Here is a 17,394-nt window from a genome sequence, read left to right on the forward strand (position 1 = left end):
ACTCAGCTCACGATCGTGTCTCGCAACAAGAACTTCTGGATCTTGCCCGTTGCGGTCATCGGAAGCGATTCGACAATCTCCAGCCGCTCCGGCAGTTTTTGAATCGCGATCTTGCGCTCATCGCGCAAGAATCTCACGACTTCCGCGAGATCGATCGATTGGTCGTCAACCGTCACCACAAACGCGCAGGCTCGTTCACCGAGTCTTTCGTCGGGGAATCCCACGATGGCCGCCGCGCCAACCGCGGGGTGCGTCATGAGATGCTCCTCGATCTCGCGCGCAGAGATGTTCGTACCTCCTCTGATGATGAGATCTTTGATGCGTCCGGTAACTCTCAGATAGCCGTCACCGTCCAGACGGCCCAGATCCCCGGAACGCTTCATATTCCTCGCATCGATATCGTGGCTCGTCTGGCTCGGATTGTTCCAATACGACAACATCAGGCCCGGGCCGCCGTGCCAGATCTCTCCCTCCTCGCCCGGACCTACAGCCTCACCGTCGGCGTTCCGTACTTCCAGCGTTACGCCGGGAGAGGGCTTTCCGTCCGAACTCACGATCTTTTCCGGTAGGTCGCCCGGCACACACGCCGTCACGATGAAACCTTCACTACACCCGTAGAGGGGCAGTAGCGCTGTCGTAGGCATGTTGTCACGCCACTCCTCCAGCAACGCCTGAGGGATGGGCGCTCCGGCGCAGATCCACGTTCGGAGAGAGCTGAGATCGAAATCCGCCGTTTCGGAGTTCATGACGTCAAGCGCCATACGCACGAACGGTGTCGCGGTCGTACTCATGGTGCAGCCATACTGCTGGATTCGGCGCATACCATCGTGAGGTTCCCACACCGGCATCAGATGCGCCGCTGCCCCGAGAACTATCGGTCCGGCCACACCCGTCATCAGGCCCGTTGCGTGCGTGATCGGCGAGGGTTGGAACATCACCTCACCTGGCCGCATGCCCATGATGTCGCGACACAGGTTGTAGAGGCTGAAAGTGATCGTGTTGAAGGTGTGTTGGCAGCCCTTGGGACGCGACTCGGTCCCCGAGGTGTAGATGATTGCATGATCCTCGTCAGCGTGTGGCACCGGACCGAGTTCGTCGTCAGTAGGTGTGGGCCCGCTGCCGATCAGGTCCTCTAGTCGAGTGCCTTTGAAGTCCTCCTCAGGGCGCACCACGACCACCTCGGCGAGATCGGGACAGTTGTCCGCGATGTCGGCGTGCATGGCGACGTAGTCGAATGACCGAAAGGAACTGGGAACAAATGCCATTCGCGCGCTGGAATGATTGATGACGTACTCGACCTCGTCATGGCGATAGATCGGCATTGTAGGTACCAAGACGGCGCCGATGCGCGCGAGGGCAACATAGATGACGGCGAACTCGCTCCAGTTCGGAAGTTGAACCTGCACTCTGTCTCCCAGACCGATGCCGCGATCCTTCAGAGCAAGCGCGAGTCGGAATCCTCTGTTCTCCAGCTCCCCCCACGTGATCGAGACATCTCCATCAGAGAACGCCGTCTGGTCCGGTTGAACCTCCGCCCAGTGCGAAACCCATTCGGCCAAGCTCTCGTCTCTCCAGCATCCCGACGCACGAAACTGCGCGAGTTGTTCCTCCGAGTAACGTTCCCGGGGCTTCACGCCAGGGTATGTCTGTGTGGTCACGTCCATGTCCTTCATTCGGTGGTGTTCGGTGAATTAACTTGGCAATGGTTGCCGTAGCTACGCGCTCGCAGCACGAGTTCGCATGCGCTGGTATAGATCTGAGTTGTCAAGCCAGTACCGCCGGAAACGCACATCGTCGAGAGCCGCCAGCACGCGGCGTTCGAACTCGGTTCGCGACATCCCGAAATTGACGAGGATGTCACCGGCGCGCGCCCCCGAAAGGTTCCCACCGCGCGTAGAACTCGACGATTTCGACGAGGAACGGGTCCGGGGCCGGATCAGGTGAGCGTCCACCGCCCGGCAGCAATGTGGTCATATTCCTGAACCTGACATGACCCGAATACGGTGTGGCGGGAACATCATCGACAACTCCTTGATAGATCAGGATGGATAGATGGTTCTGCTTCCTCGGGAACGGCAACGGCCGACGTACGTCATCGTCTGTCGCACGCCGGCCGTTAGACGCCCGGCCTGAATCCGCGGCGTCACCCCTCGGTCACAGGTAGATCGACTTCTTTTCGAGGTAGGCCGACAGGCCCTCAGGCCCGAGTTCACGCCCGAGTCCTGATGCCTTCACCCCTCCGAAAGGAGCGGAGGGTCAGGGAGATACGCGTTGATGCCCAGGCTGCCCGTCACGACGCGACGCGCAACCGCGACACCGTGATCGTGGTCGGAGGTCCATACTGAGCCCCCGAGTCCGTAGTCACTGGCGTTGGCAATGGCGACCGCATCATCGTCACCGTCGTACGCGATGACCGAGAGGACTGGCCCGAAGATCTCCTCCTGTGCAATCGCATAGTTGTTGTCTACATCGGCGAAGATCGTCGGCTCGACGAACCATCCCTGATCCAGCGCTTGTGGGCGACCACCTCCAGCAGCGATCTTGGCGCCGTCGCCCTTGCCCTTGGCGATGTATGACTCGACCCGGTCCCGCTGGCGTGAAGTCGCCATGGGGCCGATCTGAGTGGTCGGCTCCAATGCACTACCGACCTGCAGAGAGCCTGCGAGTCCCGCGAAGGTTTCGACGACTTCGTCGTAGCGACTACGGGGAGCGAGGATTCGAGTACCCAGGAAGCACGTCTGCCCGTTGTTGAGCAGCGTGGCGCCGAAGATCTGCTCGCCGACCTTTGCCAGATCGAGATCGGCGTCATCGAGGATGATGGCAGCCGACTTGCCACCCAGTTCCAGAGTGACCGGCCGAAGCAGGCGCCCACATACTTCGGCGATACTCCGTCCTGCCGACGAGGACCCGGTGAATGCGACCTTGTCGATATCCGGGTGCGAGACGAGGTAGGCACCGAGTTCACGTCCGCCGGGCACGATGTTGATGACGCCTTCCGGAATCCCCGCTGCCGCAACAGCATCGGCGAAAATGTATGCGTCGAACACCGTTTCAGGAGACGGCTTGAGCACGAAGGTACAGCCCGCGGCCAGCCCGGGGGCGTACTTGAATGCCGCGAGGGCCTGGGGGAAGTTCCACGGAACGATGGCTCCCACAACCCCCACAGGACTGCTCGTCACCAGGGTGGACCCGCCGAGCACTCCCGGTCGGGTCTCCTCGAACGCGTGCTCCCGGGCAAGTCCGGCGTAATAACGCAGCAGGAGTTGAGGAAAAACGGCTTCGAGTTGTTGAGCGACCGCGATGGGCATGCCGTTCTGTGCGCTGACTGCCTGCGCAAGATCGCCAGCTCGCTTGTCGAGCTCGTCGGCCAGCCGCTCCATCGCGCTCGCGCGCTGGTCCGCCGTCCACCCGCCCCAGCCGTCGGCGTCGGTGAATGCCCGACGCGCTGCGGCGACCGCGGCGTCGATGTCGGCGTCGGTTCCGTCAGGAACCGAGCCCAGCGCCTGTTCGGTGTTCGGCGAGATAACGGTAATACGGCCAGATCCTTCAGGCTTCCTGTACTCGCCTCCGATGAAGAAAGTGTTCTGATCCGTTGCAGATGTCATGGTGAGTTCTCTTCTTTCTGGTCCGTCAGTACTCTTGACTGTCACTCGGCAAGCAGAACGACTTTGACTGCGTCGCCCGTCAGCTGTGCTTTGAGCGCCTCGTTCGCCTGGGACAACGGCATTGTCGTGATGAGCTTGTCGAAGGGGAACTTGCCCTGCATGTAGAAGTCGATGAGCTCGGGAATGAAGGTCTGCGGGTCCGCATCGCCCTCGATGATTCCGCGGACGGTGATCCCGAGAACCGACGCCGGCACGAGTGGTAGGGGCAGGGCCGCATCCGGGTCTGATGGAACACCGATGAGACCTACGACTCCGCGGACCGCCATCGCGCCGATCAGGTCTCCGAGAACGGAGACTATCGCCGTGGTGTCTGCTGCATAGTCGAAGCCCTCGGGGACGATCCCTCGCAATTGCTCGGTGACCGGACCTTCTGAGGGGTCGACCGCTGCTGTGGCGCCCAGTTCAAGCGCGAGCGCACGACGTCCCGCGTTTGGCTCGACGACGACGATGTGCTTGGCCCCCCTGAGTGCGGCCGCCATGACCGCTGACAGGCCAACCGGTCCCGCACCGGTCACCACGACGCTGGAACCGGCTTCCACATTGAGCGAGTTGAGTACGGCGCCTGCGCCGGTTTGGATACCGCATCCCAACGGTCCAACCAGTTCCAGGGGAACGCTGTCAGGAACTTTGACCACGTTGCGCGTGTTGGCAATGGCATGCGTTGCCATGGAGGATTGTCCGAAGAAGTTGCCTCCGACCGACGATCCGTTGAGCTCGATGGGTGAACTCCCGTCACCCCGCACGCCCCCGAAATTGAACGGCATGAAGTTGACGCAGCTCGCGGGCTCGTCGCGCAGGCACCACTTGCAGTCTCCGCAGCTGTTGAAGCTGAGGGCAACCTTGTCGCCGATCGCGAGGTCCGCGACACCCTCGCCCACTGCCTCGATGATCCCGCTACCTTCATGGCCCAGGACACCCGGCAACGGGAACGGCAGGTGTCCCTCCTTCACCGCCGCATCTGTATGGCACAGACCAACTCCGACGATTCTCACCAGAACCTCGCCAGGTCCGGGGTCCGACAGTTCGACGGTCGAGAGTTCGAACTCCGCGCCGACTGACGGAACGATGACTGCTGTTGCTTCCATGGTGGTATGCCTCCTTGGCCCTCAGCGTGAACACAGATGGTGTCCACGACGGTGCTCCGCGCCATACGCGGTCAACGTGGCCTGATGTTATGGAGGTCACAGAGACGAAACGAGAGTTCACGGGCACAATCACTCGAACTTCCCCCCGGGGTCACCCCCACGGGGGAGACTTGCAGCAAACAGCCAAAACGTTGGTCTGACCATTTGCTAACGAAGTGACCGGCAGTGCAGTATGGTCCGGATAGTGATCTAGATCGCACCGCGAAAGGGTCTTCCGTGAACGTCCACCACAGTCACGATGCCGTTTACCAGTTTTCATGTCGTACGAATGCAGAGGTCTGCGACCACCACGATGAGCACACCGCCGAGCACCTCACCGCGTGCGCCGAATTCTTCGGGGATCCGCCTCCGGAAGACTCCGTCGACCTCGCGATCGCGCTACGGCGGATGCGGTCGCGGCTCGAGCGCTTCCTCCTCGAATCCGACGCTTCGCCCGACCGAAGCCTTCAGGCATGCAGTCTGCTGCTGGACATCCACCGCGACCAGAGCGAGCTCTTGCACCGCGCATCTCGATCGAATGCCCAGTCTGTCGGCGAGGTCAGACGAGTCGTCGCCGATCTGATCGACGCACAGACCACTCAGCTGATCGATTTGGTCCCTCAGCGCATCTGCCAGAGTCTCTCGTTCGGCCGAGCGATGATCTCGTCGGTTCGATCGGCGGTATGGCTCCCCCGGCATCTTCACATCGAGTGCGATGACAGCCCGGAGAACTCCGCATTCATGTCCTATGTCGACGGCGCTCGCATTCCCTTGTCGTACGCGCCACTCGAGACCGAGATCGTACGCAACCGCTCGGCATCCATCTGCGCCCGACCCGATGACGACAAGCGCACTTTCAAGGAGATCGTCGAGGTTTCGCATTCCGTTGGATACGTTGCTGCGCCGATTGTCTCGAACGGCCGCGTGATCGGCATCCTCCATGCAGATCGCCCGAACGGTAACGGCCGTGTGGACGAAGCCGACCTGGCTGTGCTCAGCGCACTGAGCGAATGCTTGTCGACAGTGTTCGAGAGGGCGATACTCGAGGATCGATTGAGGATGAGCTCGGCCCGGGTCGACGACATCTTCGGCGATATCACTGCACAATAGTCGAATATCTCAACGAGCGACTTGCTCACTCCACAGCTTTTTCCAGACGATGGAGCTGATCGTCGAACGAGCCACCGAGGGGCTCCTCCAGCATTTCTCACACCGAGAGAGCGAGAAGTGTTGGCCCAGATGACCACTGGAGCAACCAATGCACAGATTGCGCGCGCTCTCGTGATTTCGGAGGAGACAGTCAAGTCTCATCTGAAGCAGATCTCGAAGAAGCTCGGCACCTCGACACGCTCCGCGGCCGTTGCTCGCTTTGCACAATTGAGCAGTCTGCGGGCAACTCAAACGATATGAACTCGACGGGCGCCGCGAAGCTCGCTGATCAACTGAGCGCGGTCGACGAGCGCCTGCGCGAATTCTTGTCGGCAACAACGCTTCAGCGCAGCACGCCGTCGGAGCGAACCTGCACGCTCACCGAGAATCTCGACCGTGCAGAGCGCACCACGGATCTCGCCCTGACATCCGTTGCCGATATGCACGATCCTGCTGCAGCAGCTGAAGTCAGCGAGCTCGCCGCGGAGTCCTTGCGCCTGCAATTCGCATTGCGCGAGTTCTTGGCGGGCAGACGCGCGCGGACCACAGAATCCCTGTCGTCTTCACTACGTCGACTCGGGGCGCCGACCACTCGCCAGAGCTTCCCCCAACAGGTCTGCGACGAGCTGGCGGGGACAGCGGGGTTCGGGTCGGCGATGTTCTCAGGTGTCGACTACGGGAGACTCCGGGTTCTCGGGTACACGTCGAGCACTCCACAGGTGGAGGAACAGGGGCCGCGCGAGTTCATTCCACCCTCCGACTCCGTGGAGTTCTCGGCCATCAAGGGACCTCACACCCACCCGCGATCATCAACGCATGAGTGCACCACTCCGGGCATTGCCGCGATGCTCGGCAGCAACGACTATCTTGTCTGTCCGATCCGGGTCGGCGCAACGGTTCCCGCCATCATGCACGTCGCACACATCGCGCCATTGGTCGTCGATACCGAGGATGCAGAGTTCTTTGCCATTTACCAGAGTGCGGTGGTGGCGACATTCGCACGCGAGATGTGGACGCGCAAAGCGACGCACCACTACGCGACACTTCAACGCGCCGTCGACCAGATCGTCGAAGACACCGTGCGGGTCACTCATTTGGACTTTGACATCGACGATGGTGCGGAACAGGCACTCAGCTCATCAGACACCCACCCGATGCCCGTCAATCATGAACTCGAGGAGCTACTCACCAAACGCGAATCCGAGGTCATGCGGCTGATCGCCTCCGGCGCCTCGAACGCCGAGATCGCCGAGAAGCTTTTCATCGGAGTCGAGACCGTCAAGTCACATGTCAAGAAGATCCTACGAAAGATAGGCGCGGTCAATCGTTCTGAGGCGATCTCGCTCTACCTCGACCGCGGGTGAGTACGTGCCCACAGGGCGAATCGTCAGTCAGTTCTCGGAGTCGGGAATCCGGACGCGCATTCCGTCACACGCATCGGATACCACGAGCTGACATGACAACCTCGAGTCATCGCAGTAGTCGTCGGCGAACTCGAGGAGTTCGGTCTCTTCGTCTGTCGGTTCTGCGAAGTGCTCACGCCACTGCCTGTCGATGTGCACGTGGCAAGTGGCGCACGAACAACCGCCACCGCACTCGGCGACAATCCCAGGCACATTGTTGCGTACCGAGCCGTCCATGATGGTCAACCCGACGGCTACATCTACCGTGGTCTCCGCCCCATCAGCAGCGACGTACGTGATCTTTGGCATCGAACTTCCTCTCACTCATCCTGCAAGGCAGGAACGCAGATCGGTATCCGGGTCGGCGATCCGCTGAGGATCGAGCACAGCCGACGACGCAATGAACTTCTTCCCCGCCATGAAAAAGGAAGGCGCATTGGCGGTCTCGACCGCAACAAGCCTGTTGTGGTCATCGAGGTGAAAGATTCCGAACTTCGCGGCGCCTGCGTCACCTCGGCGGCAGACTGACACACCGTGATGTACTAGCCCCGCTATCTTCAACTTCAAGTCGAACTGATCAGACCAGAACCACGGCACCTCAGCACCCGGGAGCGGGGTCCCCGCGATACACGCAGCCACTCGCTTCGCCTGCTCCATCGCGCTGGGGATACTCTCGAAGCGCATCGTATCCCCGCCCACCGGACGGCGGGTAGCGTCTCCGACAGCGAAGACATGTGGCACACTCGTGCGTCCATTCTCGTCGACGACGATCCCGTCCGCACAGTTGATTCCGCAGTCTGCAGCCAACTCGTCGTTCGGGATGGCCCCGACGCCCACGAGGACCGCATCGCAGGGAATGCTCGTACCGTCGGCAAGTTCGACCCCGATGACTGCACCCCCATCCGTTGCCAGACCGACCACATCGACGCCGGTCAGAATGTCGGTTCCCCGGACTCGGTGATGGTCGGTGAGAAGGGTGGAGAACTCGTGGCTCGCGACTCGTGCCAGTACCCGTTCTTCTCGCTCCAAGACCGATACAGCAAGGTCGTGCACCCGTGCCTCGGCCGCAACTTCAAGTCCGATGTATCCGCCACCGATGATCACCAGGCGACCGCCGCGTTGGACCGCCGAACGCAAGGTCCTGGCGTCATCGAGCGTTCTCAGCGTCATCACGCCCTCGGCGTCGGCGCCCGGGAGGTTGAGTCGTCGTGGGCGTGATCCCGTGGCAATCACGAGGGTCCCGTATTCAATCCGGCTTCCGTCGGCCGTTTCCACGGCGCGTTCACTCGGCAGTATGCGGGCGGCTCTACTCCCGAACCGGGTGTCGATCTTCATCTCGTCGTAGAAGCCCTGGCCGCGGAGGGGTTGTTCAAGCGAATCACCCATGAACTTCTTGGACAACGGAGGCCGATGGTACGGATCGTGTACTTCGTCTCCCAGGAGAATCACATCGCCGGTGAAACCTTCCTGTCGCACCAGCGCGGCGAGATTTGCACCAGCATGTCCGGCACCGATGATGACGACCGGCGAATCCGTATCGGTGCTGAAGTCGCTGACAGCACTCCCAGTGATGGTCATATGTGAAGTGTCATCGATCGTCCCTGCTCGCGCGTCACCACACCGGGTGATTATCACCCCCACGCCAGAGGCAATCGCGCTCGCAGTCGCGCAACCAGTCGGCCCCATGTACTAGAGCTGAGTATGGAGAACTATTGCCACGAGGTCTATCAAGACGACGAAGCGGAGGAACTGTGGGTGTCGAGGTGAGTGTTGCTGATCTGACGAAGTCGTTTGGATCGCAGAATATTTGGCGTGATGTGACGTTGACGTTGCCGTCGGGTGAGGTGTCGGCGTTGCTGGGCCCGTCGGGTACGGGTAAGTCGGTGTTTTTGAAGACGTTGATCGGGTTGCTGCATCCTGAGCAGGGGTCGGTGATCATCGATGGCACCGATATCACGCAGTGTTCGGCCAAAGAGCTGTACGAGATCCGCAAACTGTTCGGTGTGTTGTTCCAGGACGGCGCGCTGTTCGGGTCGATGAGTTTGTATGACAACATCGCGTTCCCGCTTCGTGAGCACACGAAGAAGAAGGAAGACGAAGTCCGGCGGATCGTGATGGAGAAGATCGATCTGGTCGGTTTGGCCGGCGCGGAGGACAAGCTGCCCGGTGAGATCTCCGGTGGTATGCGCAAACGTGCCGGGTTGGCGCGGGCGTTGGTGCTCGATCCGCAGATCATTTTGTGTGATGAGCCGGACTCGGGTCTGGATCCGGTGCGTACCGCCTATATCTCGCAGTTGTTGATCGATATCAATGCGCAGATCGATGCGACGATTCTGATCGTGACGCACAACATCAACATTGCTCGCACGATTCCGGACAACATCGGCATGTTGTTCCGGAAGGAGTTGGTGATGTTCGGTCCGCGTGAGCAGTTGCTGACCTCGGAGCAGCCGGTGGTCAAGCAGTTCCTCTCCGGTGATCGGTTCGGTCCGATCGGTATGTCGGAGGAGAAGGACGAGGCTGTTGCCGCGCAAGAGGCTGCGATGCAGGCCGCGGGTATTTCCGGTGGCGGTACCAAGGATGATTTCACCGAGATCATTCCGCAGGTGCAGCCCAATCCGGGGATGCCCGAGCGTAAAGCGGTCGCCCGGCATCGTGAGCGGGTGCTGGAGATGTTGCCGTCGTTGCCGGCCAACGCCCAACGCGCGATCCGGGAGTCGATGGATCAGGAAGACCAGATCCGTGCCGAGTCCCGCGCCCACGCCGCCCGACAAACAGCGACCACGGACGCTGAATGGACGGAGTCGCCAACGATGGAACTCGACCGTATCTGACCACGATCGCGGACTGGACTCAGCGACCACGGACCAAAGAGAAAGGCGGGCCGGTTTGCCTCAGCAAACCGGCCCGCCTTTCCGCAACTAATCCTCAATTGTCAGCGACTGTCGAAAACGCGTACCTCAATTCTCTGATCAGTATCCGGAGCGATCAACTGGCACGATAGACGTGAAGTCGCACACGCGTCATCGGAAAACTCGATCAGTTCGCGTTCTTCGTCCGAGGGCTCACTGAACAGTGCAGCGTACTCGGGATCGACGCTCACGTGGCAGGTGGCACACGAACAATTGCCACCGCACTCAGCCACAATTCCGGGAAGATTGTGTTGCGTGGACACAGCCATCAAACTCTGGCCAGGCGGCACCTCAATCTCGCGAACTGTTCCATCCGGAAGATGATAGGCCACGAGCGGCATGGGACGCCTCCTTCAGCACAGATGATGGTTGATTTCGACAGATCATTCGAGCGTGAGGTGAACCGGGAGATGCCGCAGACCACCAACGAAGTTGGTCTGAATCATCTTGGGAGTACCGGTGATCTCTACTTTCTCAAGATGCGGGAGCAGCTCTTCGAGAAACACCTTCATCTCCAGCTTGGCGAGATGCTGCCCGATACACATGTGCGGTCCGTAGCCGAACGCAATCTGCTTGTTCGGTCGACGATCAAGCCGGAAAGTATCGGGGTCCTCGAACACCTCGGCGTCACGGTTCCCGGATTGGAACAACAGCATGAGACGGTCGCCCGCCTTGATCTGCTGACCGCGTACTTCCGCATCGGACAGAGCAACCCGAGAGAACTGCTTGACCGGGGAAACCATTCGCAATGCCTCGTTGACGACATTCGGGATGAGCGAAAGGTCGCTGCGGACCTGGGCCAGCAGTTCCGGGTTGTGCGCGAACTCCTCGAGTAGTCCTGCGATCGTGCTCGCCGTCGTGTCATGGCCCGCGGTAGAGATTGCGATGAACCACCCGTATGCGAACGTCTTCGGGAAGTACTCGCCGTCCTCCTGACGCGCCACGGCGATAAGAGTCGCCAGATCGTCACGAGGATTCGCACGACGGCTCTCGACCAGCTTGTCGAAGTATCCGTAGAAGTCGGCGATGGCAGCGGCCCACTGCTGCGCTGCGGCGTCGGGTGACTGATGTTCGACGTCCTCTCGTGCCGCATCGGGGTCGGCCGTCCCGAACAGGTCCTGGGTCAATGCCATCATGCGAGGTTCGTCTTCTTCGGGCACGCCGAAGAGAGTCATGATCACGTGCAACGGGAAATAGACGGCAAAGTCATTCACCGCGTCCAGGTCGGGATCGCGAGCGAGGAGCCGCGCCACCTGCTCCTTTGCGATTTCCCGGATTCGGTCTTCCCATTTCTTGAGGTTTGCGGGTCGGAACCAGTCGAACGCGACGTCCTTGATCGTCGAGTGCTCCGGAGGATCAAGGTAGGGCAGTGCGTCGAGGATTCGCAGTGAGCCGCCGGTCAGTTGCTTCGTGAACGCATCGCCGGCCTGATTGGCGCACATGGGGTTGTGTGCACCCTTCTCTTCACCGCCACCGGCGCTGAAAACCTGGGGTTGGCGCTCGATCTCCATCAGATCTGCATGCTTGGTGACCAGCCACAGATCGTCGTAACCTTCTACGCTGACCTTGGCCAGTGGAGCGTTCTCGCGCAACCACCGATATGCCTCATACAGCTTGGCGTTGTCGCTGTGACCCTCTGGTAAAACGATCTGCCTGGCGATCTCGTCGGGCACCTGGGTACTGGATGCCGTTGCGAAAGTAGTCATCGTCCCTTCCTTCTCGTTCACGTCGGTATGTTGATCCGACAGGCTGTCCCGCGATGGGAGTGATGATCTTGGCCAACGGCTTACGCCCGGGCGCGAAATCATCAGCCGGAATCCCCCTTATGTGAGGGAGCAGTACCAACGTTAAGAAGGTCTCAGCGCACCTACGATGGCTGTGGAGGAAGTTCACCCCTTTTCCCCCTCCAGAATCCCCCACTTGGGGTGTGCCAGGGAGAGATGGCCACAGCGCGTCACACACTCATCGGGACAGTTCGACAGCCTCGTCGAGCAGCGCGGCCGCGACGCACTCGTTCCAGTCGGCAGGCGTCCCGTACAGCGTGCGGTCAAGCTTGGCCCGCTTGTAGTACAGGTGCAAATCGTGCTCCCAGGTGTAGCCGATCGCCCCGTGCACCGTCAGGGCCGAATCTGCAAGGTCTGCAACCGGACCGGTGACCTGTGCCTTGGCCACTGCGGCAGTTGTCGCCGCATCGGGAAGTGCGGCATCGAGCGCAGCAGCCGCATAGAGAGCAGTCGAGAACGACGCTTCGACGGTGACGAGCATCTGTGCACATGCGTGTTTGACGGCCTGGAATCCGCCGATCAGTTGTCCGAACTGCTTGCGCTGCTTGCTGTATTCGACAGCGAGCTCGAGCATGCGCTCTGCAGCCCCGAGCGCGTCTGCGGCAACGAGTACCGCCGACAAGGGCGCAATGTGCTCGAAGGCCGAGGCGTCGGACATCGACGAGATAGAGGCGTCAGTGAACGTGACAGTGGCCGCCGACCGTGACCTGTCAAGGACGTTTTCAGCGGCGACATTCGCTTCGGACGCCGACAAGCGAGCGATCGCAGGGCCATCAGGCCCCACGACGGGCAGCAGGAACGTGCTGGCGTCGAGCGCTCCAATGACGTTCCGCACGGTTGTACTCACGCGGGCACCATCGGTGTCGGTTCTCGACCAGCTGGGGATACGGTCGGCGCGCATTGCCACTGCGAAGCGGCTCGTACCGCCGAGTTGAGCGGCGAGTTCATCAGCGGTGAGCAAGCGAGCGGCCAGGGCCGCCGCCATCCACCCCGAGTCGGGACTTGCAGCGCGCCCGAATTCCCTGGCCGCCAGCGCGAGTTCGAGAACTCCGCCACCTTGTCCACCCGAGGATTCGTCGTACCCAACGCCCCACCATCCCTCGCCGATCAACGCATCGTCGAAGGTTCGCCGTGTACCCGAGGACTGGATTTCACGCACGGCGTCGATCGGGAATTTGGCGGCGATCCATTCCCTCAGGGAGGAAGCGAACAGTTCTTGCTCTTCGGACAGTTCCCAGTGCATCGTTCCTCCTCTACCTCACGCCCGCGCCGTGGACGACGGCTCGAATCGCGTCAACTGCTTCGGGGTTTTCGGCACTCGACAGGTCTCCCGGGTCGGTTCCGATGGCGGCGGCGCGTACGGCACGGCGCAGGATCTTGGCCGAACGGGTTTTCGGCAGTGCCTCAACCTGCCACACTTTCGCGGGCGCAAACGGCTTGCCCACTCCTGCTGCGACACGTTGACGTAGTTCCTCGGACACGCCTTCGGTACCGACCCCTGCCCGCGGAACCCAAAAGGCCCACACGGTTTCGCCCTTCTTGGGATCTGGTATACCTACGGCAGCGGCCTCGGCGACCGCCGAATGAGTGGTGAGCACGGATTCGACCTCTGCCGGAGCGAGACGCTTTCCTGCGACATTCATGACGTCATCGGAACGGCCGAGGATGTACCACTGGTCATCGTCGTCGATCAGCGCGTAGTCGCCGTGACACCACATACCGGGAAAAGTCGACCAGTAGGACTCGAGATAGCGATCGCGGTCCCGCCACACACCACGGGTCATCGCGGGCCACGGCTGGCGACAAACGAGTTCGCCGATGCTGCCCCGCAACGGTTTTCCATCATCATCGACGACGTCGACATCCATCCCGAGCGACGGACCACCCAGCGAGCAACTGGGTATCGGCTCGACCGGATAGGGCGCGAGGAAGGAACCTCCGACCTCGGTGCCGCCGGAGAAGTTGATGACCGGAACCCGACCACCGAAGACGGAGTCGGCCAGCCAGTCGTAGGTGTCCGGGTCCCACGGTTCGCCTGTGGAACCGAGCACGTGGATCGATGTCAGGTCACGACCGGCGATCTGCTCCAGGGGTGTCGATTTCAATGCTCTGATGAGCGTAGGTGACACACCCAGCATGGTGATCTCGTGCCGCTGCACCAGATCCCACAGACGACAGGTATCCGGGACGTCAGGTGATCCCTCGTACAACAGCAGTGTCGCGCCGTTGGCGTGCGTCCCGAACGCCGCCAACGGACCCATGACCCATCCCATGTCTGTGATCCAGCAGAACGTGTCACCGGCGTTGATGTCGAACGAGTAGGCAACCTCCGTGGCTACCTTGACGGTGAATCCCGCATGCGTATGCACCGCGCCCTTGGGCTTGCCCGTCGTACCCGATGTGTAGCCCAGCATGAGTGTCTGCATCGCAGGAAACGCACTGAACTCGAACTCGGGACGGGCGGGGTCCACCAACGTAGACCACGAGGCGACAACGACGTTGGCATCGGACAGATCACTCGGACTTCCGACGTTGTCGATGGTGACCACGGTCTGCACCGAGGGCGTCTGCGGTAGAGCTTTGGCGAGTTCACCGATCATGTCGACGGTGCGGCCACGACGAATGGTGCCGTCAGCCACGACAACGGCCTTCACCTCAGCGTCGTTGAGACGCGCCGCAATCGCAGGGGCAGCGAACCCGGAGAACAGCGGGACGACGATCGCACCGATGCCTGCGGCGGCATAGCAAGCGACGACGGCCTCGGGGACCATCGGCAGGTAGAGGCCCACCGCGTCGCCCTCTCCCACACCGAGTTCGACCAGGCCGGAGGCTACCCGGCCGACCTGTTCGGCGAGATCCCGATAGGTGAGAGTTCTCACTGAACCGTCTTCTGCCTCATGCACGATGGCACGACGTTCGGCGGCGTCGGCGAGCCAACGGGTGACGCACGCGTCGACCGCGTTGAAGGTCCCCCCGACAAACCAATCTGGAAACTCCGCTCCGTTCGAGATATCGAGAACTCTGCCGTAATCCGTCGCGAAAGGGATTCCGAGGTCGTCGATTGCGGCATCCCAGTACCACTCGACATCGTCCGTTGAGCGCCGACGCAGTTCGTCGATCGAGTCGATGCCGACGGAGCGTGCCAGACGCAAGACGTTGGCGTTGTCGAGGTAGTGGGCGCTCGGATTCCAAACATAAGAACTCATCGTGTGGTCTTCCTCAGACTCGTGGCATGCCGAGGACACGTTCGGCAGCGATATTGCGTTGGATGAAGGTCGAACCGCCGGCGATCGCTGTTCCCCGCGCCTGATATGCCAGGCGCAGCCAGCGTTGCTGATCGGGATCTGCGTCGGGATCGTCCTCGGCAAGCCCCAATTGCCCTCCGAAATCACTCAGTTCGAGCCCGAAGTCGGCGATGTCCTCCACGAGAGGACAGAAGTAGAGCTTGCCGATCGAGGTCACCGGTCCGGGTGGCTGGCCAGACGCCGCTCCGGTGATCACGCGCTGACCGATGAGGTAGTGCGTGAGCGCACGCCCATAGAGGTCCGCGATTCGCTGACGAATCTCGGGTTTCGTGGCAAGCGCGGTGTCGTTGTCGTCGCTACTCCTCGTGATCTGCTCGACCAGGTCCGCGACGGCGCGCGTGGTGTTGACACGACCGGTGGCTATGCCGACGCGCTCGAAAGCCAACGTGCCCATGGCTACCTTCCAGCCGCCGTCGACCTCACCGACCACCGAGGAGTCGGGAACGAAGACGTCGTCGAGAAAGACCTCGTTGAACTCTGCCTCGCCGAGCATGTGCGCGAGGGGGCGCACGCTGACTCCCTCGGAATTCATCGGCAGCAGGAAGTAGGTGATTCCCTTGTGCCGCTCGCCGCCGCCCGTGCGAGCGAGAAGAATCGCATTGTCGGCGATCTGGGCTCGAGACGTCCAGATCTTCTGGCCCTGTATCGACCATCCCCCATCGACCTTGGTGGCCTTCGTGCGTAATGAGGCGAGATCTGACCCGGATTCGGGCTCGGAGAAGAGCTGGCACCAGATCTCCTCACCGGTCAGAATCGGCTCCAGGTACCGCTGCTTCTGCTCATCGTTGCCGAAAGCCACGATCGTGGGTCCCGCGAAGTCCTCACCGATGATGTTCAAACGATCGGGCGCTCCCGCTCGATCGGTCTCCTCGTTGAAGATCGCCTTCGTCTTCGCATCAGCACCTGCCCCGCCGTACTGCGTCGGCCACGACAGTCCGGCGAATCCCGCGTCGTATAGCTTGCGCTGCCATGTTGCCCAGAACTCACGCTTGTCCTCCAACCGGGCGGGTTCTGGCCACGGCAGCGCCGGTACGGTCTCGGTCAGCCAATTCCGGACGCGGGAACGAAACTTCGCTTCGTCCGGTGAATCGCTCAGATCCATACAAACCTCCACATCGTTACGGACCAACGGTACAATAGGTCAGACCAAAACTCTAGGAGCGTGCAGTGGCTGGTGGATCGACAGAGACGTTGCAGATCGGGGACATTCTCGACGTCACATCGTTTGAGGTAGAGGCGGGAAAGATCCGCGAGTTCGCATTGGCAACGCGCGCGGAAGACAAGGTGTATCGCGACCCCGACACAGCGAGCGAGATCGGTTTCTCCGCTGTCCCGGCAACACCGACCCACGTGGTCGTGGCCGGCCACTATCGCGATCAACAGGGGTTCGTGTCTGCACTCGGACTCGCAATCGAGCGAGTGGTCGTCGGCTCGGTGGAGTGGGAGTACGCCCGTCCACTTCTGGCGGGTGACCGGCTGACCGGGACAAGACGCGTCATCGATGACACCACTCGTGAGGGCAAGCGTGGGGGCGTCATGCGCATGGTGACGCTGGAGACGACCTGGGTCGATGACACCGGCGCGGTCGCTGTGACTCAACGCGAAGTACTGATCGAGAGGGGAGCATGATGGCACGGGCGTCAACGATGATGAGCGAGGGTGAAGAACTGCCATCTCGGCAGATCGGCCCCATCAGTCAAACCGACATCGTTCGATTCGCCGGCGCTGGTGGCGATTTCAATCCGTTGCACCATGATGCCGAGTACGCACGTCGCGCCGGTCTTCCTGGCGTCATCGCCATGGGCCAGATGCAGGCCGGAATGCTGGCTTCGTGGGTGGCCGATGTCGTCGGAGTCGAGAACGTGGCTTGCTTCTCGGTCCGTTTCGCCTCCCCCCTGGCGATAGGAGAGACACTCACTCTCAACGGACGAGTGGATCAGCTCAATGATGGTGTGGCGGAATTGGCTCTCGTTGCCGCGGTCGGCGAGCGCGTGGTGGTGTCGGCAAAGGCACACGTTCGCGTCGCATCCTGAACCTGCCGGGCGAGCACAC

At 61.3% G+C, this 17,394-nt stretch carries 15 protein-coding genes and 1 pseudogene; 6 read left to right on the forward strand and 10 right to left on the reverse strand.

The features are described 5' to 3' along the window. Positions 1-2: 2 nt before the first annotated feature. The 3 genes and pseudogenes from GOACH_RS12455 to GOACH_RS12470 all read right to left on the reverse strand — a co-directional run bounded on the left by GOACH_RS12455 (position 3) and on the right by GOACH_RS12470 (position 4,750). Positions 3-1,664: an AMP-binding protein gene (locus GOACH_RS12455; RefSeq protein ID WP_052003998.1), complete on the reverse strand. Its 1,662-nt coding sequence runs from the start codon at positions 1,662-1,664 to the stop codon at positions 3-5. 490 nt (positions 1,665-2,154) lie between these two features. Beyond that, positions 2,155-3,605 (reverse strand): annotated as a pseudogene (locus GOACH_RS12465) (aldehyde dehydrogenase). A gap of 41 nt (positions 3,606-3,646) precedes the next feature. After that, positions 3,647-4,750 (reverse strand): NAD(P)-dependent alcohol dehydrogenase, encoded by a 1,104-nt coding sequence (locus tag GOACH_RS12470; protein WP_005175065.1) that lies wholly within the window; start codon positions 4,748-4,750, stop codon positions 3,647-3,649. 276 nt (positions 4,751-5,026) lie between these two features. On the opposite strand from GOACH_RS12470, the gene GOACH_RS12475 reads away from it, so the two are divergent. Genes GOACH_RS12475 through GOACH_RS12480 form a run of 3 tightly spaced genes read left to right on the forward strand, consistent with a single transcriptional unit; the run spans position 5,027 to position 7,302 of the window. Next, the gene (locus GOACH_RS12475; RefSeq protein ID WP_157227685.1) at positions 5,027-5,899 is read left to right on the forward strand and encodes a GAF domain-containing protein; all 873 of its coding nucleotides are present in this window, start codon (positions 5,027-5,029) and stop codon (positions 5,897-5,899) included. A 21-nt stretch (positions 5,900-5,920) separates the two neighbouring features. Beyond that, complete coding sequence (locus tag GOACH_RS24510; RefSeq protein WP_281168898.1) at positions 5,921-6,199, forward strand: helix-turn-helix domain-containing protein; 279 nt, start codon at positions 5,921-5,923, stop codon at positions 6,197-6,199. Then, a complete protein-coding gene (locus tag GOACH_RS12480; protein WP_005175067.1) occupies positions 6,196-7,302 on the forward strand; it encodes a response regulator transcription factor in 1,107 nt (368 codons plus the stop codon). Before GOACH_RS24510 ends, GOACH_RS12480 begins: the two co-directional genes overlap by 4 nt. 27 nt (positions 7,303-7,329) lie before the next feature. On the opposite strand, the gene GOACH_RS12485 is transcribed toward GOACH_RS12480, so the two are convergent. Both GOACH_RS12485 and GOACH_RS12490 read right to left on the reverse strand, forming a co-directional pair. Further along, complete coding sequence (locus GOACH_RS12485; protein ID WP_005175068.1) at positions 7,330-7,650, reverse strand: 2Fe-2S iron-sulfur cluster-binding protein; 321 nt, start codon at positions 7,648-7,650, stop codon at positions 7,330-7,332. Positions 7,651-7,665: 15 nt separating this feature from the next. Beyond that, entirely contained in the window at positions 7,666-8,919 is a 1,254-nt protein-coding gene (locus GOACH_RS12490; protein WP_005175069.1) for an NAD(P)/FAD-dependent oxidoreductase, read from the reverse strand. 173 nt (positions 8,920-9,092) lie between these two features. On the opposite strand from GOACH_RS12490, the gene GOACH_RS12495 reads away from it, so the two are divergent. Next, positions 9,093-10,175: an ABC transporter ATP-binding protein gene (locus GOACH_RS12495; RefSeq protein WP_005175074.1), complete on the forward strand. Its 1,083-nt coding sequence runs from the start codon at positions 9,093-9,095 to the stop codon at positions 10,173-10,175. A gap of 101 nt (positions 10,176-10,276) precedes the next feature. On the opposite strand, the gene GOACH_RS12500 is transcribed toward GOACH_RS12495, so the two are convergent. The 5 genes from GOACH_RS12500 to GOACH_RS12520 all read right to left on the reverse strand — a co-directional run bounded on the left by GOACH_RS12500 (position 10,277) and on the right by GOACH_RS12520 (position 16,444). Further along, positions 10,277-10,594 (reverse strand): 2Fe-2S iron-sulfur cluster-binding protein, encoded by a 318-nt coding sequence (locus GOACH_RS12500; RefSeq protein ID WP_005175077.1) that lies wholly within the window; start codon positions 10,592-10,594, stop codon positions 10,277-10,279. Between the two features lie 42 nt (positions 10,595-10,636). Next, complete coding sequence (locus GOACH_RS12505; protein ID WP_005175079.1) at positions 10,637-11,959, reverse strand: cytochrome P450; 1,323 nt, start codon at positions 11,957-11,959, stop codon at positions 10,637-10,639. A gap of 256 nt (positions 11,960-12,215) precedes the next feature. Beyond that, complete coding sequence (locus tag GOACH_RS12510; RefSeq protein WP_005175080.1) at positions 12,216-13,280, reverse strand: acyl-CoA dehydrogenase family protein; 1,065 nt, start codon at positions 13,278-13,280, stop codon at positions 12,216-12,218. Positions 13,281-13,290: 10 nt separating this feature from the next. Further along, the gene (locus GOACH_RS12515) at positions 13,291-15,243 is read right to left on the reverse strand and encodes an AMP-binding protein (protein WP_005175081.1); all 1,953 of its coding nucleotides are present in this window, start codon (positions 15,241-15,243) and stop codon (positions 13,291-13,293) included. Positions 15,244-15,256: 13 nt separating this feature from the next. Then, positions 15,257-16,444: an acyl-CoA dehydrogenase family protein gene (locus GOACH_RS12520; RefSeq protein ID WP_005175082.1), complete on the reverse strand. Its 1,188-nt coding sequence runs from the start codon at positions 16,442-16,444 to the stop codon at positions 15,257-15,259. Between the two features lie 65 nt (positions 16,445-16,509). Between GOACH_RS12520 and GOACH_RS12525 the strand changes: the two genes are divergently transcribed. Both GOACH_RS12525 and GOACH_RS12530 read left to right on the forward strand, forming a co-directional pair. After that, positions 16,510-16,971, forward strand: a complete 462-nt coding sequence (locus tag GOACH_RS12525) for an FAS1-like dehydratase domain-containing protein (RefSeq protein WP_005175083.1) — start codon at positions 16,510-16,512, stop codon at positions 16,969-16,971. Further along, positions 16,971-17,375 (forward strand): MaoC family dehydratase, encoded by a 405-nt coding sequence (locus GOACH_RS12530; RefSeq protein ID WP_040518520.1) that lies wholly within the window; start codon positions 16,971-16,973, stop codon positions 17,373-17,375. The genes GOACH_RS12525 and GOACH_RS12530 overlap by 1 nt, the downstream gene beginning before the upstream one ends. The last annotated feature ends 19 nt before the right edge of the window (positions 17,376-17,394 follow it).

The sequence above is a fragment of the Gordonia aichiensis NBRC 108223 genome, from assembly GCF_000332975.1.
GTDB lineage: Bacteria > Actinomycetota > Actinomycetes > Mycobacteriales > Mycobacteriaceae > Gordonia > Gordonia aichiensis.

Excerpts from the sequence above, each read along its gene's own strand:
- GOACH_RS12530 (WP_040518520.1), top strand. The coding sequence starts at position 16,971 with ATGGCACGGGCGTCAACGATGATGAGCGAGGGTGAAGAACTGCCATCT.
- GOACH_RS12485 (WP_005175068.1), bottom strand. The coding sequence starts at position 7,650 with ATGCCAAAGATCACGTACGTCGCTGCTGATGGGGCGGAGACCACGGTA.
- GOACH_RS12490 (WP_005175069.1), bottom strand. The coding sequence starts at position 8,919 with ATGACCATCACTGGGAGTGCTGTCAGCGACTTCAGCACCGATACGGAT.
- GOACH_RS12470 (WP_005175065.1), bottom strand. The coding sequence starts at position 4,750 with ATGGAAGCAACAGCAGTCATCGTTCCGTCAGTCGGCGCGGAGTTCGAA.
- GOACH_RS12510 (WP_005175080.1), bottom strand. The coding sequence starts at position 13,280 with ATGCACTGGGAACTGTCCGAAGAGCAAGAACTGTTCGCTTCCTCCCTG.
- GOACH_RS12505 (WP_005175079.1), bottom strand. The coding sequence starts at position 11,959 with ATGACTACTTTCGCAACGGCATCCAGTACCCAGGTGCCCGACGAGATC.
- GOACH_RS12480 (WP_005175067.1), top strand. The coding sequence starts at position 6,196 with ATGAACTCGACGGGCGCCGCGAAGCTCGCTGATCAACTGAGCGCGGTC.
- GOACH_RS12520 (WP_005175082.1), bottom strand. The coding sequence starts at position 16,444 with ATGGATCTGAGCGATTCACCGGACGAAGCGAAGTTTCGTTCCCGCGTC.
- GOACH_RS12515 (WP_005175081.1), bottom strand. The coding sequence starts at position 15,243 with ATGAGTTCTTATGTTTGGAATCCGAGCGCCCACTACCTCGACAACGCC.
- GOACH_RS12455 (WP_052003998.1), bottom strand. The coding sequence starts at position 1,664 with ATGGACGTGACCACACAGACATACCCTGGCGTGAAGCCCCGGGAACGT.
- GOACH_RS12500 (WP_005175077.1), bottom strand. The coding sequence starts at position 10,594 with ATGCCGCTCGTGGCCTATCATCTTCCGGATGGAACAGTTCGCGAGATT.